Origin of the sequence: Marivivens sp. JLT3646, assembly GCF_001908835.1 — a bacterium.
Lineage (GTDB): Bacteria > Pseudomonadota > Alphaproteobacteria > Rhodobacterales > Rhodobacteraceae > Marivivens > Marivivens geojensis.
The window spans coordinates 975,718-989,182 of record NZ_CP018572.1 but is presented as its reverse complement, the minus strand read 5'-3'; the positions used below and the strand labels follow the sequence as shown (position 1 = coordinate 989,182).

The window sequence follows — 13,465 nt, the reverse complement described above, 5'->3', positions numbered from 1 at the left end:
TTGCCTTTGCATGGGCGGCGCGTCAATCGGACCCTTGGCACCACCGCCCAGATATGCACAACTCTGCCGGACTATAAATCGGAGAACTCTATGAAACGCCTCGCCCTCGCCCTGACCTTGGGTCTAGCCACCCAAGCCGCCGCCACCGATCTGGAGGCCATGAGCGACGCCGAACGCAGCGCATTTCGGGCCGAAGTCCGCGCCTATCTGCTCGACAATCCCGAAGTGCTGATGGAAGCCATCGGCGTTCTCGAACAGCGTCAAGCTCAGGCCGAAACGATGGCCGACCAGCAAATGGCCCAGACCAACATGGACGCGATCCAGAACGACGGGTTTTCATGGGTCGGTGGCAATCCCGACGGTGACATCACCATCGTAGAATTCATGGACTATCGTTGTGGATACTGTAAACGCGCCTTCCCTGAGGTCGAGAGCCTCTTGGAAACTGACGGCAATATTCGCTTTATCGTCAAAGAACTTCCAATCCTCGGCGATCAGTCGACCCTCGCATCACAATTCGCAATTGCCGTGCAGCAGCTTCATGGCGATGACGCCTACAAATTTGTCCACGACACCCTGATGAACATGCGTGGTGACATTACCCAAGACAGCCTGTCTCAGCTTGCATCAACCGTTGGCTTTGACGCGGCGCCAATCTTTGAGCGGATGGCATCGCCAGAGGTTTCGCGCGTGCTGCAGGCAAACATGGAACTCGCGCAGCGTTTGCAGATCAGCGGCACACCGACGTTCGTCTTTGATGACCAACTCGTAAGAGGGTATGTGCCGCTCGAACAGATGGCGTCGATCGTCGAAGAACTACGCGCCAACTGATACGACACAACAAAAGGGGGCCTTGGCCCCCTTTTTCGTTAGCCCGCCATCACCGTGCGCAGCCCCTTTGCAAAGAGCACCACAAACGGTGCGCCGTGCATAACCAAGTCAAAGATATCAATCGGCTTCGCCAACTCGCCCGCAGCCAACATCTTTAGCTTTTCCCAAATATGCGGTTCAGGAAAAAACGGTGCGAGGCCCAGCGTCAAGCAGGCCAAAATCACAAGGTTCCAAGGCAGGGTATCCAGAAACGCCATCGCGTCCTCCAATATATTTTGAAAACGTGATATATGAAAGCACGTCAAATTGCCAAGGGCATTTTGCGTTTTCAAAATTGAAAAGGGAGGAAAGTGGCGCGGTTGACGGGGCTCGAACCCGCGACCCCCGGCGTGACAGGCCGGTACTCTAACCAACTGAGCTACAACCGCGCACTTGCGTCTGTGAGGTCTTGAAAAGAAGTGGCGCGGTTGACGGGGCTCGAACCCGCGACCCCCGGCGTGACAGGCCGGTACTCTAACCAACTGAGCTACAACCGCGTATCTTCTTTTCGGTATCTCACCGAACGTGTGGGGCTTCTAAGCGGTGCGTCGTGGCGCGTCAAGCGCCCTATGACAAAAAAATGAAACTCTTCGCGCAGACCACCAAATAAAACAAAACGGGGCAGAAAAACTGCCCCGTTTCCAAGAAGTTATCGAAATTCAGCCAAAGCTGAATGTGCCTGAAATTATAGACCCATCGCCGACTTGATCTGGTCAATCACGCCCTGAACCATCTCAGGGTTATTTCCAGCAGCCTCAACCGCAGTAACAAGTTGGGTTTTAATGCCATCAGACAGCGACGACCCTTCGATGAGGGCAGTTACTTTGGCTGGATCAAAGTTTTCGACCGAGAGAATTGCCGACGGGTCCAGCGCGCCAAGTGCGCCTGTTGCGGTTTCCATCAGGCTACCTGCGCTCGTGGTTACATCGGTTGCGGCCTGAACTGCAGTCTCAGTCGCTGCATCAACGGCTTCAGTTGCAGCCTCGGTCGCGGTCTCGGCAGCTTCTGTAGCTGCGCTGGTTGTCATATCAGCCGCAGCTGTTGCGGCCTCGGTCGCGCCTTCGACCGCATCCGTTGCAGCAGTCGCGGCCGCATCAACAGCCTCGGTCGCAGCGGTCGTCGCAGCATCTGCTGCTTCGGTGACAGCGGTTGCTGCTTGTTCAACAGCGGCAGCAGCGGTCTCTGCTGCTTCTGTTGCGGTTTCGACTGCATCGGTGGCGGCCTCAGCAGCGGCGTCGACTGCATCCGTGGCAGCACCGGCGGCATCGTCAGCAACTTCGGCAGCAATCCCGACCAGACCTTTTACGGCTTCAACGGGTGTGCGACCGTTGGCGGCAAATTCATAACCGAAAAAGCCGAGAATCGCGGCGACCACAATAATAACAAACGCTCTCATAATATCGTCCTTCCAAACTACAGATCGGCCCCAACTCAGGCCCCCATGCGTGTAATGGCACGACATCACGCAACTTTAAAGTCACATGTGGAGCAGAATAACTACGACCTTGTGGCAAACGCATTTGCGGGTTGCGGAAAATCGCAGGCGAGACTAGGTTGCGTGCCAAATTACAACCGCCGAAAGGACTAAGGCCATAGCCCGCAGACCTCATAACGCACCGCCGGTGCGTGACACTGGACCCCGTATCAATGAACGCATTCGGTGCCCCGAAATCCGCCTCATTGGCGCCGAAGGAGAGAACGTCGGCGTTGTAACGCCAGCGCAAGCGCTCCAAATGGCGGAAGAGGCTGGTTTAGACCTCGTTGAAATCTCGCCTAACGCGACGCCGCCCGTGTGTAAGATCATGGACTTCGGCAAGTTCAAATATGAACAGCAGAAGAAAGAGGCCGAAGCGCGGAAAAAGCAGAAGATCATCGAGATCAAAGAGGTCAAGTTCCGCCCTGGTACGGACAAGCACGACTATGACGTTAAAATGCGTTCCGTGCTGAAATTCCTTGGCAATGGCGACAAGGTCAAAGTGACCCTGCGATTCCGTGGACGCGAAATGGCGCACCAAGATTTGGGCCGCCAACTGCTGGAACAGATCGCTGGAGACATCACCGAATTCGGCAAAATCGAAAACATGCCGAAAATGGAAGGCCGCCAGATGGTCATGATGATCGGGCCGCTTCCGAAGTAAGGTTCGGACAATCGAATGAGAAAGCCGCCTCTTTGGGCGGCTTTTTTCGTTTCAGCCTTCGCGAGGACGCGGGCGCGTCGGGATTTCCTTAAGCAATCCCCCTACCCCCATGGCCGAGATCTCGGCATCGCCGATGGGCACACCGCATATCACCCGCTCCAGAACCCAGTCTGCGCCATTCAGCGCAGGGGATCGCGCACACCCAGGGAGGCCGATCACAGGACGATCACCGACTTCGCCAAGGAACAGCAGGTTTCCGGGATCCACAGGCATCCCAAAACGAGTCACCGTGCCTCTAGCCACACGGACCGCCGAGGGCGCAACATCCATCGGGTCAGAGGTCGCAGAGGCCGTCAGGATCAGCACAACATCGCCCGAAGCCTCAGCAATCGCGGCCGCAATGTCGTCCGTGCGATGGGGCACCACGACGCGTTCCGTCAAGGACATATTGAGGCGAAACAACCGACCGTTTGCAGCGCGACGCCCCTTGTCCGATGGGGTTTCGTCGCTGGTGCGGGTTTCGATCAGGGTCGCCGTCTTATACTGTGGCGGACGGATATGTATTGCAGACTGTGCAGCCTCGACCGCGGCAGTGATCGCCTCCTCAGGCACGCCATAGGAAATGATCTTAACCGTCCCAACCATCGTATCAGGATCGCAACGGTGCCACGCGGGGACAGTAGCGAGGGTGATCATTGGATGAACGGCGTTGAGCGCATTCACGGCCGCTACATTGATCTGAGCAATACCCGCGCCCGTCGCAATAAGGTTCACACGTCCTGTCGTCGCCTTGGATAATCGCAGCCCCTGTGCCTCTGGATTGGGAACCAAAGCCTGTGCGAGGCGGGTTGCAGCCTCATCTTCGTGAATATCGTCAGCTTCGAGCCACGCGACAATGACCTCATCCATGCCCAGCGCCGCGAGCTGCGCAATATCATCCTCGGTCAACCACCGTCCTTTTGCCAGCTTGCCTTTGGGCAAAGTGATGGAATGGGCTAGGATCGCGCCAACGGCGTCAGATAAAGGAACTGGCCCGAATTTCATCCTTTACGCAGCCTTTCGGTGATTTGAGCCATGATGCTGACCGCAATCTCTGCAGGCGATTTCGCACCGATATTCAAACCAACAGGCGCATGGATGCGGACAATCTGATCGTCTGTAAAACCATCCGCCTTTAGCCGTTCAACCCGTTTCGTATGGGTGCGTGTGGACCCCAAACAGCCGAGATAGAACACATCAGACCTCAGCGCCGCACGGATCGCTGGGTCATCCAATTTCGGATCATGGGTCAGCGTGACAACAGCCGTGCGCGGGTCGAGCCCGATTTTTTCCATCGCCTCATCTGGCCAATCATCCGAAATCATCTCATTCGGAAAACGATCTTCGGAGCCGAAAACAGGACGCGGATCGATCAAAATCGGGTCATAACCACAAGCGCGAGCCATTTGGACGAGGGGTTGAGCGATATGCACGGCACCGACCACAATCATTCGAAGCGGCGGGTTATGGATGGCGACAAAGGTCTGACCGTCCTCTTCAACACCCGACTTATCGCCACGGAATCGATCTTCATGTTGGGCAAAGCCGTCCAACCGACGCGCCCCTGTTTCCAGATCCGCGACATAGGCCACCGCCTCGCGCCGCGCACGGCGGGCAACGAGATCGATCAAGAGGTCTTCATGTAATGTTTCGCCCCCAACTGGTTCAACCAGAACACGGATGCGCCCACCACAGGCCAGCCCCACGGCAAAGGCGGTGTCATCGCTGACGCCAAAGTCCAATAAACGGGCCTTGCCGTCTTCGATTGCATCAAAGCTCTCGGTGATCACCGCTCCCTCGACGCAACCACCCGAGACGGAGCCTTCCATCGCGCCATCACGGTCGACGACCAATTGGGACCCGATTGGACGCGGGGCAGACCCCCATGTCTCCACTACCGTTGCCAATACAGCGCCGCGGCCAGACCGATGCCAGTCGAGCGCCAAGGCGGGAATGTCTGTCTTATCGGACACCGCTACCTCCCCATCATCGCCATGAGGCGATCTTTTTCCCCAGTATCATCACCCCGCGCGATGGCATCCGCCAGCCCCTGAAGCGAGGCGATATTATGCCCAGCGCGGAAACTGGTAACATGGGGCAACATTTCCATAATTCCACGGGCTTTGGGGGCGAACCCCTCCCAACGGAGCAAGGGATTGAGCCAAATGAGCTGCCGCGATGAGAGATGTAGCCGCTCCATTGCCTTACCCAAGCCGCCTTCGGGATCGCGGTCCAGACCATCGGTGATCAGTAGAACAACAGCGCCTTGTCCCAGAACACGGCGCGACCAGTCGCGGTTGAAACGGTCGATACACTCACCGATCCGCGTGCCACCTTCCCAATCCTGCGCCTCTGCACCTGCCGCCGCCAATGCCGCATCAACATCGCGATGTTTCAGATGACGCGTGATGTTGGTGAGGCGCGTCCCGAAAGTAAACGCGTGCACCTTTGCCCATCCTTGACCTTTGGCATTGGACACAGCGTGCAGAAAATGCAGAACGGCCCGCGAATATTGCGACATCGACCCTGAAATATCGCAGATCACCACGAGGTTCGGATACCGTTCGCGTTTTTTACGCGTCTCAAACGACGTGATCTCCCCACCCTGACGCATCGCCCGCCGCATCGTGGCCCGCCAATCGGCGATATCCCCATAGCCTGCCACAGTCCTGCGGGATTTAATTGGGCGCACAGGCAAGGTCATGCGGGCGAGGATCCTTTTCGCCTCAGCCATTTCCTCCGTACTCATCTGCTCAAAATCGAGGGACCGTAGCTTTTCTTCGGTCGAGATCGTTTTCGAGGCATCAACGTCGATCAAGGCCTCTTCGTTCGGCTCTTCGTCCTCTTCCTTCGGCATGGGGATGTTCTGGTCATCCAACAATGCCTCTGCTGCACGTTTTTCTCCTGCTTTGGCCTTACGCTCTTCCTGAACACCACGCACAGAGGGCAACATCATCGACATCATATGTTCGAGGTAGCGCGGATCACGCCAATAGAGGCGAAACACCTGACCAAAGACGACACGATGTTCGGGCCGCGAACAAAAACAGGCCTCTAATGTCCAATAAAAATCGTTCTTTTCCGTGAACCCCGCTGCCTCAACGGCCCGAATGGCATCAATCACACGCCCAGGACCAACAGGTAGCCCAGCCTTGCGCAGCGCACGGGCAAAGTGCGTGATGTTGTGCGCGAGCTTCCCATCTTCAGGGATTGAGAGCGGGATATATTCAGCCATAAACGACCATCACGCCGGCGCGAGTTCGGCGCGTGCGTCTTTGAGGATACGCTGCGCCTCGGACCCTTCAATGCGGGCAATGTCGTCCTGATATTTCAGGATAGCTCCCAGCGTATCAGCAATAACCTCTGGCGATAAATCGATCACGTCCAAGGCGAGCAAACATTTCGCCCAGTCGATGGTTTCCGCCACACCAGGTTTTTTGAACAGGTCTTCAGTGCGGAGCTTTTGAACAAAGGCAACGACCTCACGGCTCAGGGTATCTTGGGCCTCTGGTGCGCGCGCGTTGAGGATTTCCAACTCTCGATCAAAGGTCGGATAATCGACCCAGTGATAGAGGCAGCGGCGTTTCAATGCGTCGTGCACCTCTCGCGTGCGGTTCGAGGTTAGGATCACAATCGGCGGCTCTGGCGCTTTGATCGTGCCGAGCTCTGGCACCGTCACCTGAAAATCCGACAGCGCCTCTAAAAGGAACGCCTCGAACGGTTCATCCGTGCGGTCGATTTCGTCGATCAAGAGAACAGGCGCACCGCCTTCTTGGGGACGCATCGCTTGCAAGAGCGGACGTTCGATCAAATAGTCCTCTGTAAAGAGTTCGGATTTCAGTTCCGACCGATCAGCCCCACCTGTCGCCTCTGCTGTGCGGATCGCGATCATCTGTTCGGCAAAGTTCCATTCATACACCGCAGAGGCCGCATCCAGACCTTCGTAGCATTGAAGACGGATCAATTTCCGACCAAGAGACGCAGCAATCGCCTTGGCAATTTCGGTTTTACCCGTGCCTGCCTCCCCTTCGAGAAAGAGCGGACGGCCAAGTTTCAGGGATAAGAACACCACCGTCGCTAGAGCGCGGCCGCATACGTAGTCCTGACCGGCCAGAATCGTCTGGACGTCGTCGATACTGTCGATCTGCATAGTTTCCTCCGTTTGGGGTATGCTGCACCGCTGACAGGAGGCGTCAAGTCATGCCTTGGTCGCAGAGGCATTTTTCGACCCGAAAAGCCCTTATCCCCCTATGGCGCGGTGCGGGACAAAGGTGTAAAGACGGCCCATGACCGATACAGCCCTCACCCGCCTGACCATCCGCCGCCCCGATGACTGGCACCTTCACCTGCGTGATGGTGCGATGCTTGAGGGCGTTCTTCCGCATACTGCTGCACATTTCGGCCGCGCTATTGTGATGCCTAACCTTGTGCCCCCTGTTGTGACAGGTGCGCAGGCCGCAGCCTACCGCGAGCGGATCATGGCTGCCTTGCCCGAAGGCATGTCGTTCCAGCCTTTGATGGTTCTTTACCTCACCGAAGAAACCGATCCAGAGGATGTTGCAGCAGCACATGCGGCTGGCATCGCGACCTCGGTCAAACTCTACCCTGCGGGCGCGACGACCAACTCCGCCTCGGGTGTACGTGACTTTGATAAGGTCCGTCCCGTGCTCGAAAAGATGGCAGAGATCGGTATGCCGCTCTGCGTTCATGGCGAAGTCACAGACAGCGACATCGACATTTTCGACCGCGAAGCGGTGTTCATTGATCGCGTACTGCACCCGATCCGTAAGAAAGTGCCCGATCTGCGCGTTGTGATGGAACACGTTACAACCCAGGACGCGGTGGACTACGTGCGGGACCACCATAAAAACCTCGGCGCGACGATCACCACGCACCACCTGATCATCAACCGCAACCACATACTCGCGGGCGGGATCAAACCGCATTACTATTGCCTGCCCGTGGCAAAGCGCGAACAACACCGCATTGCGCTGGTTGAAGCGGCGACCTCGGGCGACGAACGGTTCTTCCTCGGGACGGATTCGGCACCGCACACCGACCCCGCAAAACTACAAGCCTGTGGCTGCGCTGGTTGCTTTACCGCACCGAACACCATGTCCTGCCTAGCTGAAGTGTTTGAGGCCGCTGGTAAGCTGAAAAACCTTGAGGCCTTCGCGTCCAAGAACGGACCGAAGTTCTACGGGCTTCCCGTGAACGAAGAGACCATTACCCTCGTCAAAGGGGAACCGGTCAGCTATCCGGACCGCATTGAGACAGGCGCTGGTCCGGTCACCGTATTTGATGCCGGCTTCCCGCTACACTGGCGTGTTGAGGCCTAAAAACCGGACCTCCGGTAAAACCTACGAAACCAATAAGGACGTGCGATGATCCCCTCTTCCTATCCGACCAAAGCCGAAATGGCGAAACTGACCGCTGGCATGCTGCTTGAAATCGGCGCAATCCATTTCAACGCAGAAGAACCGTTCACCCACGCTTCTGGCAAAAAGGCACCGACCTATATCGACTGCCGCAAGCTGATCTCTTTCCCGCGCATCCGTTCGACCCTGATGGATTTCCTCTCGGTTTCGATCATGCGCGAAGCGGGCTTTGAAGCCTTCGACAACATTGCTGGCGGTGAAACCGCAGGTATCCCCTTTGCGGCACTGGTGGCTGAACGTCTGGCGCTGCCAATGACCTATGTCCGTAAAAAACCCAAAGGCTACGGTCGCAATGCCCGCATCGAAGGTGCAATGACCGAAGGCCAGCGCGTTCTCTTGGTTGAGGATCTGACCACTGACGGCGGCTCTAAACTTTCGTTCGTTGATGCGATCCGTGACACTGGCGCGACCTGTTCTGCGACAGCCGTGATTTTCTACTACGGCATCTTTGAAGGTGTTGAGAAAACGCTCGGCGATCATGGGGTTCAACTGATCCACCTTTGCACATGGTGGGACGTCCTCGAAGTAGCGAAAGAGCGCGGCGCGTTTGATGCGAACACCCTCTCCGAGGTCGAGTCGTATCTGCGTGATCCAGCGGGCTGGGCTGCGGCACGCGCCTAATTATTTAAGGGGCGGCAGGAAACTGCCGCCCTTTTTCTATCCAGATATGGGTGTCGCATTTTGCGCCCCAACCAGATAAAGTAGGCACCAAGGATACCCACAGGCCATCCACAGGGTTATACATTTTGCCCTTCACGGCTGAATTGGCTATCACACTTGGATCAGGTTTCAGGGCAGTTTGGGTGCAATAACAATGAACGAACTTACAGCATTCAACGCAACAGGGGTCGAAGCGGCAGCGGAAGACCCAACCCCGCATTCGATTGAGGCTGAACAACAGCTTCTCGGCGCGATCCTGACAAACAACGAAATCTTTGACAAAATCGCAGCTGTGATCACCGAGGATCACTTCTACGATCCTGTCCACCGCCGCATTTTCGAAACCGCCAAAGCGCGGATTTCGATGAACGCGCTCGCCTCGCCTGTTACGCTGAAAACCTACCTCAAGGACGACGCGGGCCTGCAGGAACTTGGCGGCCCTGCATACCTCGTCAAACTCGCGGGCTCCGCAATCTCGGCCTTTGCGGCACGAGACTATGCGCAGCTGATCCATGACCTCGCCGTGCGCCGTGAATTGATCAAGGTCGGCAAAGACATTGCGGACCGCGCGACGAAGGTTGAAGTCGGCACAGAGGCCAACGAACAAATCGTGATGGCGGAACAGGCGCTCTATTCCTTGGCGGAAAAGGGCAACTCGGAAGGCGGCTTTACCTCTTTCGTGAAGGCTGTAACAGAAGCCTTGAACACTGCGAACGCAGCATACCAGCGTGATGGTGGCCTGTCGGGTATCTCGACGGGCCTGATTGATCTGGACAAGAAACTAGGCGGTCTGCACCCGTCCGACCTTTTGATCCTCGCGGGTCGTCCGTCGATGGGTAAAACCTCGCTCGCGACGAACGTAGCCTTCAACATCGCAAAGGCCTATAAAAAAGGCCGCAAGCCAGACGGGTCCGAGGGTGCGATTGAAGGTGGCGTTGTTGGCTTTTTTAGCCTCGAGATGAGTGCGGAACAGCTCGCTGCGCGTATTCTGTCTGAGGCCTCCGAGGTTCCATCGGAACAAATCCGTCGCGGCGACATGACCGAACAGGAATTCCGTCGGTTTGTTGAGGCGGCAAAGGCGCTGGAAAGCTGCCCGTTGTTCATCGACGACACCCCTGCTCTGCCGATTTCACAGGTGGCTGCGCGGGCGCGTCGCCTGAAACGCCAACATGGCCTCGACGTTCTGATCGTCGACTACCTTCAGCTTTTGCGCGGCACAGGTCGCGGTGACAACCGCGTTCAAGAAATCGGTGAGATTTCGATGGGCCTCAAAGCGATTGCGAAAGAACTGCAAATCCCCGTGGTCGCCTTGTCTCAGCTCAGCCGTACCGTTGAAAGCCGCGACGATAAACGCCCACAGCTGTCCGACCTTCGTGAATCGGGGTCGATCGAGCAGGACGCCGACGTTGTTATGTTCGTGTTCCGTGAAGAATATTACGTGGAACGCGAAAAACCCTCCGAGGATAGCCCGAACTTTGCCGAATGGCAGGATCGGATGAACCGTTTGCACGGCAAAGCCGAGGTCATCATAGGCAAACAGCGTCACGGTCCGATTGGCACTGTTGACCTGTCGTTCGAAGGTCGCTTCACCCGCTTTGGCAACCTCGTCAAACCTTGGCAGCAAGGCGCAGAGGACGGTTACTGATTTTTCCCTTGCCCTGCGGGCAACGGCGCAGCACAAGACGCCCATGGCTACTGGTTCTCTACATATTGATCTGAATGCGCTGGTTTCGAACTGGCGTGCCTTGGCAGCGATGTCTGACGCCGAAACAGGTGCGGTCGTCAAAGCAGACGGTTACGGACTTTCGTCCGACCGCGTTGCCGCCGCGCTCAAAACTGCAGGCGCAAATCGGTTCTTTGTTGCATCCGTCGAAGAAGGTGCAAAGGTCCGTCAGGCCGTTGGCCCCGATGCGCTGATCCACGTGTTCGGTGGGCATATGGCGGGCGATACCGATGCCATCCTCCAGCTTGATCTGATCCCAATGATCAACTCGCTCGACCAATTGACGCGCCAGTTTGAATCGCTCCCAGGTAAGGCCTTTGGCGTCCAGCTCGACACGGGCATGAACCGTCTGGGGATGGAGTGGTCGGAATGGTCGGCGGTCGCGTCCATCGTGATGGCCCAATCCCCTGCCCTGATCATGAGCCATCTGGCCTGTGCCGATGAACCAGATCACCCAATGAATGCCTACCAGCTGGAAACCTTCCGTAAGATGACGGACGGCGTGAATGTGCCACGCTCGCTCTCTGCTACGGGCGGTATCCTACTGGGCAAGGATTATCATTTCGACGTCACGCGCCCCGGGATCGGGATGTATGGTGGCCTGCCCTTCACCGATGCGTCCCCCGTCGTCAAACTTGACCTACCTGTGATCCAAATCCGCGACCTGACAGAAGGCGAGGTTGTAGGTTACGGCAATTCTTGGCAAGCCGCACGTGACAGCAAAATCGCAACCGTTTCAGGTGGTTATGCCGATGGTATCCTGAGGTCGCTGTCGAATAAGAATACAAAGCTCTGGGCGGGTTCGATCCCGTGCCCCATCGTCGGGCGCGTATCGATGGACTTGATCACCGTCGATGTCACTGACCTTGATGAGGCACCAGACGCGCTCAGCCTCCTTTGCCCGCAACAAACTGTCGATGACCTTGCCGATATTGCGGGTACCATCGGGTATGAAATCCTGACCTCGCTGGGGGGCCGTTACAAACGGACCTATCTATCGTGACCAATCCGATTGCTGCCCTCGGTCGTGCTGTTCTTGGGGCTTTGGCCTTTGTCGGTCGGCTGACTTTGTTCGCTGGGGCAACGATCAGCCACCTTGTGCGGCCCCCGTTTTACCCGCGTGAATTGGGCACGGCCCTGATCCAAATCGGGTTCTATTCTCTGCCTGTTGTTGGGCTAACTGCCCTGTTCACGGGTGGCGCCCTTGCGCTCCAGATTTACGCAGGTGGCGCACGTTTCAGTGCCGAAGCCGTCGTGCCCCAGATCGTCGCGATCGGGATGGTCCGCGAATTGGGGCCAGTTCTGGTAGGTCTTATGATCGCGGCACGGGTCACATCCTCTGTTGCGGCCGAAATCGCAACGATGCGTGTGACCGAACAGATCGACGCGCTGATTACGCTCTCAACGAATCCGATGAAGTATCTGACCCTACCGCGCGTTCTGGCCGCTACGCTCGTTATGCCTGTTCTGGTAGGGATCGGCGATACCATCGGTATTCTGGGTGGCTATCTTGTTGCCACCGAAACGCTGGGCTTTAACGCCTCGACATATATCAAAAATACCGCTGACTTCCTTGAATTCATGGATATTTTCTCATCTCTGATCAAAGGCGGCGTGTTCGGTTTCATCGCCGCACTGATGGGGTGCTACTACGGCATGAATTCTGGTCGCGGCGCCCAAGGCGTGGGCAGCGCCACCAAAACCTCTGTTGTTGCGGCGGCGATCTTGATCCTCGCTGCGAACTTCCTTCTCACACAGGCCTTCTTTTCCGCATGATCCGGCTCACTGACGTTCATAAATCCTTTGGCACCAACGACGTCCTGCGTGGCGTTGATCTGCACGTGCCTAAGGGTAAATCGATGGTCGTCATCGGTGGGTCGGGCACGGGGAAGTCCGTCTTGATCAAATCCGTTCTTGGCCTTGTGACACCCGACAGTGGCGTGATCGAAGTTGACGGCGTCGATGTCACCCGCCAACCACGTGATGCGTTCCTCGCTCGGTTCGGGATGTTGTTTCAGGGCGGCGCGCTATTCGACAGCCTCCCCGTCTGGCAAAACGTAGCCTTTCGTCTGATGCGCGGCGCGTTGAAACGCCCCAAAGCAGAAGCCCGCGAGATCGCCATCGAAAAACTACGCCGCGTGGGACTGGGTCCCGATGTAGCGGATCGTCTACCCGCAGAACTGTCGGGCGGCATGCAAAAACGGGTCAGCCTTGCGCGGGCGATTGCCGCCTCACCCGAGATTATCTTTTTCGACGAACCAACCACCGGACTCGATCCGATTATGTCGGGCGTGATCAATGACTTGATCCGCGAAATTGTGGTTGAGATGGGCGCGACCGCGATCACTATCACCCATGACATGACCAGCGTTCGGGCAATTTCGGATCGGGTGGCGATGCTACATCGGGGTAAAATCCGCTGGGAAGGTCCAATTGCCGATCTGGATCACAGCAACGACCCCTATGTCGATCAATTCATCCACGGTCGTGCTTCAGGTCCCATCGAAACCCTGCGCTGATCGAATCGGAAAGACGCGTCGCGGTCGGATTGGAAACAGCTGCTCGCCGAAGTGAGTAGTGTTTCGCGGCTGCGCTGC

The 13,465-nt window shown here is 56.9% G+C and carries 14 protein-coding genes and 2 tRNA genes; 8 read left to right on the top strand and 8 right to left on the bottom strand.

Annotated features, from left to right (window positions below; all coding sequences use genetic code 11):
• Window positions 1–90 precede the first annotated feature (90 nt).
• Window positions 91–831 (top strand): DsbA family protein, encoded by a 741-nt coding sequence (locus BSK21_RS04955; RefSeq protein WP_067549078.1) that lies wholly within the window; start codon window positions 91–93, stop codon window positions 829–831.
• Between the two features lie 38 nt (window positions 832–869).
• Here the strand turns inward: BSK21_RS04955 and BSK21_RS04950 are convergent, their stop codons facing one another.
• From BSK21_RS04950 to BSK21_RS04935, 4 genes are all read right to left on the bottom strand, one after another.
• Window positions 870–1,088 carry an RND transporter gene (locus BSK21_RS04950; RefSeq protein WP_067549081.1) on the bottom strand — a complete coding sequence of 73 codons (219 nt, stop codon included), beginning with the start codon at window positions 1,086–1,088 and terminating at the stop codon, window positions 870–872.
• 94 nt (window positions 1,089–1,182) lie between these two features.
• Window positions 1,183–1,259 (bottom strand) — tRNA-Asp (locus tag BSK21_RS04945).
• Window positions 1,260–1,290: 31 nt separating this feature from the next.
• Window positions 1,291–1,367, bottom strand: a tRNA-Asp gene (locus tag BSK21_RS04940).
• 188 nt (window positions 1,368–1,555) lie between these two features.
• The gene (locus tag BSK21_RS04935) at window positions 1,556–2,266 is read right to left on the bottom strand and encodes a hypothetical protein (protein WP_067549084.1); all 711 of its coding nucleotides are present in this window, start codon (window positions 2,264–2,266) and stop codon (window positions 1,556–1,558) included.
• Window positions 2,267–2,492: 226 nt separating this feature from the next.
• On the opposite strand from BSK21_RS04935, the gene infC reads away from it, so the two are divergent.
• The gene (infC, locus tag BSK21_RS04930) at window positions 2,493–3,008 is read left to right on the top strand and encodes a translation initiation factor IF-3 (RefSeq protein WP_067549087.1); all 516 of its coding nucleotides are present in this window, start codon (window positions 2,493–2,495) and stop codon (window positions 3,006–3,008) included.
• A 51-nt stretch (window positions 3,009–3,059) separates the two neighbouring features.
• Here the strand turns inward: infC and BSK21_RS04925 are convergent, their stop codons facing one another.
• Genes BSK21_RS04925 through BSK21_RS04910 form a run of 4 tightly spaced genes read right to left on the bottom strand, consistent with a single transcriptional unit; the run spans window position 3,060 to window position 7,197 of the window.
• Window positions 3,060–4,052, bottom strand: a complete 993-nt coding sequence (locus BSK21_RS04925) for a molybdopterin-binding protein (RefSeq protein WP_074038971.1) — start codon at window positions 4,050–4,052, stop codon at window positions 3,060–3,062.
• The gene (locus BSK21_RS04920) at window positions 4,049–5,020 is read right to left on the bottom strand and encodes an XdhC family protein (RefSeq protein WP_067549090.1); all 972 of its coding nucleotides are present in this window, start codon (window positions 5,018–5,020) and stop codon (window positions 4,049–4,051) included. Before BSK21_RS04920 ends, BSK21_RS04925 begins: the two co-directional genes overlap by 4 nt.
• 2 nt (window positions 5,021–5,022) lie before the next feature.
• The gene (locus BSK21_RS04915) at window positions 5,023–6,282 is read right to left on the bottom strand and encodes a VWA domain-containing protein (RefSeq protein WP_067549093.1); all 1,260 of its coding nucleotides are present in this window, start codon (window positions 6,280–6,282) and stop codon (window positions 5,023–5,025) included.
• Between the two features lie 9 nt (window positions 6,283–6,291).
• Window positions 6,292–7,197 (bottom strand): MoxR family ATPase, encoded by a 906-nt coding sequence (locus BSK21_RS04910; RefSeq protein WP_067549096.1) that lies wholly within the window; start codon window positions 7,195–7,197, stop codon window positions 6,292–6,294.
• Window positions 7,198–7,333: 136 nt separating this feature from the next.
• Between BSK21_RS04910 and pyrC the strand changes: the two genes are divergently transcribed.
• The 6 genes from pyrC to BSK21_RS04880 all read left to right on the top strand — a co-directional run bounded on the left by pyrC (window position 7,334) and on the right by BSK21_RS04880 (window position 13,387).
• Window positions 7,334–8,386 (top strand): dihydroorotase, encoded by a 1,053-nt coding sequence (gene pyrC / locus BSK21_RS04905; protein WP_067549099.1) that lies wholly within the window; start codon window positions 7,334–7,336, stop codon window positions 8,384–8,386.
• 45 nt (window positions 8,387–8,431) lie between these two features.
• The gene (locus BSK21_RS04900; protein WP_067549102.1) at window positions 8,432–9,106 is read left to right on the top strand and encodes an orotate phosphoribosyltransferase; all 675 of its coding nucleotides are present in this window, start codon (window positions 8,432–8,434) and stop codon (window positions 9,104–9,106) included.
• A gap of 193 nt (window positions 9,107–9,299) precedes the next feature.
• Window positions 9,300–10,790: a replicative DNA helicase gene (locus BSK21_RS04895; RefSeq protein ID WP_067549105.1), complete on the top strand. Its 1,491-nt coding sequence runs from the start codon at window positions 9,300–9,302 to the stop codon at window positions 10,788–10,790.
• Window positions 10,791–10,833: 43 nt separating this feature from the next.
• Complete coding sequence (gene alr / locus BSK21_RS04890; protein ID WP_067549109.1) at window positions 10,834–11,871, top strand: alanine racemase; 1,038 nt, start codon at window positions 10,834–10,836, stop codon at window positions 11,869–11,871.
• A complete protein-coding gene (locus tag BSK21_RS04885) occupies window positions 11,868–12,644 on the top strand; it encodes an ABC transporter permease (RefSeq protein WP_067549110.1) in 777 nt (258 codons plus the stop codon). Before alr ends, BSK21_RS04885 begins: the two co-directional genes overlap by 4 nt.
• Window positions 12,641–13,387 carry an ABC transporter ATP-binding protein gene (locus tag BSK21_RS04880; RefSeq protein ID WP_067549112.1) on the top strand — a complete coding sequence of 249 codons (747 nt, stop codon included), beginning with the start codon at window positions 12,641–12,643 and terminating at the stop codon, window positions 13,385–13,387. Before BSK21_RS04885 ends, BSK21_RS04880 begins: the two co-directional genes overlap by 4 nt.
• Window positions 13,388–13,465: the final 78 nt, after the last annotated feature.

What these genes read in the sequence shown, in the direction of transcription:
- BSK21_RS04950 (WP_067549081.1), bottom strand. Translation starts at nt 1,088, where the DNA reads ATGGCGTTTCTGGATACCCTGCCTTGGAACCTTGTGATTTTGGCCTGC.
- BSK21_RS04910 (WP_067549096.1), bottom strand. Translation starts at nt 7,197, where the DNA reads ATGCAGATCGACAGTATCGACGACGTCCAGACGATTCTGGCCGGTCAG.
- pyrC (WP_067549099.1), top strand. Translation starts at nt 7,334, where the DNA reads ATGACCGATACAGCCCTCACCCGCCTGACCATCCGCCGCCCCGATGAC.
- alr (WP_067549109.1), top strand. Translation starts at nt 10,834, where the DNA reads ATGGCTACTGGTTCTCTACATATTGATCTGAATGCGCTGGTTTCGAAC.
- BSK21_RS04925 (WP_074038971.1), bottom strand. Translation starts at nt 4,052, where the DNA reads ATGAAATTCGGGCCAGTTCCTTTATCTGACGCCGTTGGCGCGATCCTA.
- BSK21_RS04935 (WP_067549084.1), bottom strand. Translation starts at nt 2,266, where the DNA reads ATGAGAGCGTTTGTTATTATTGTGGTCGCCGCGATTCTCGGCTTTTTC.
- BSK21_RS04880 (WP_067549112.1), top strand. Translation starts at nt 12,641, where the DNA reads ATGATCCGGCTCACTGACGTTCATAAATCCTTTGGCACCAACGACGTC.
- BSK21_RS04915 (WP_067549093.1), bottom strand. Translation starts at nt 6,282, where the DNA reads ATGGCTGAATATATCCCGCTCTCAATCCCTGAAGATGGGAAGCTCGCG.
- BSK21_RS04955 (WP_067549078.1), top strand. Translation starts at nt 91, where the DNA reads ATGAAACGCCTCGCCCTCGCCCTGACCTTGGGTCTAGCCACCCAAGCC.
- BSK21_RS04900 (WP_067549102.1), top strand. Translation starts at nt 8,432, where the DNA reads ATGATCCCCTCTTCCTATCCGACCAAAGCCGAAATGGCGAAACTGACC.
- BSK21_RS04895 (WP_067549105.1), top strand. Translation starts at nt 9,300, where the DNA reads ATGAACGAACTTACAGCATTCAACGCAACAGGGGTCGAAGCGGCAGCG.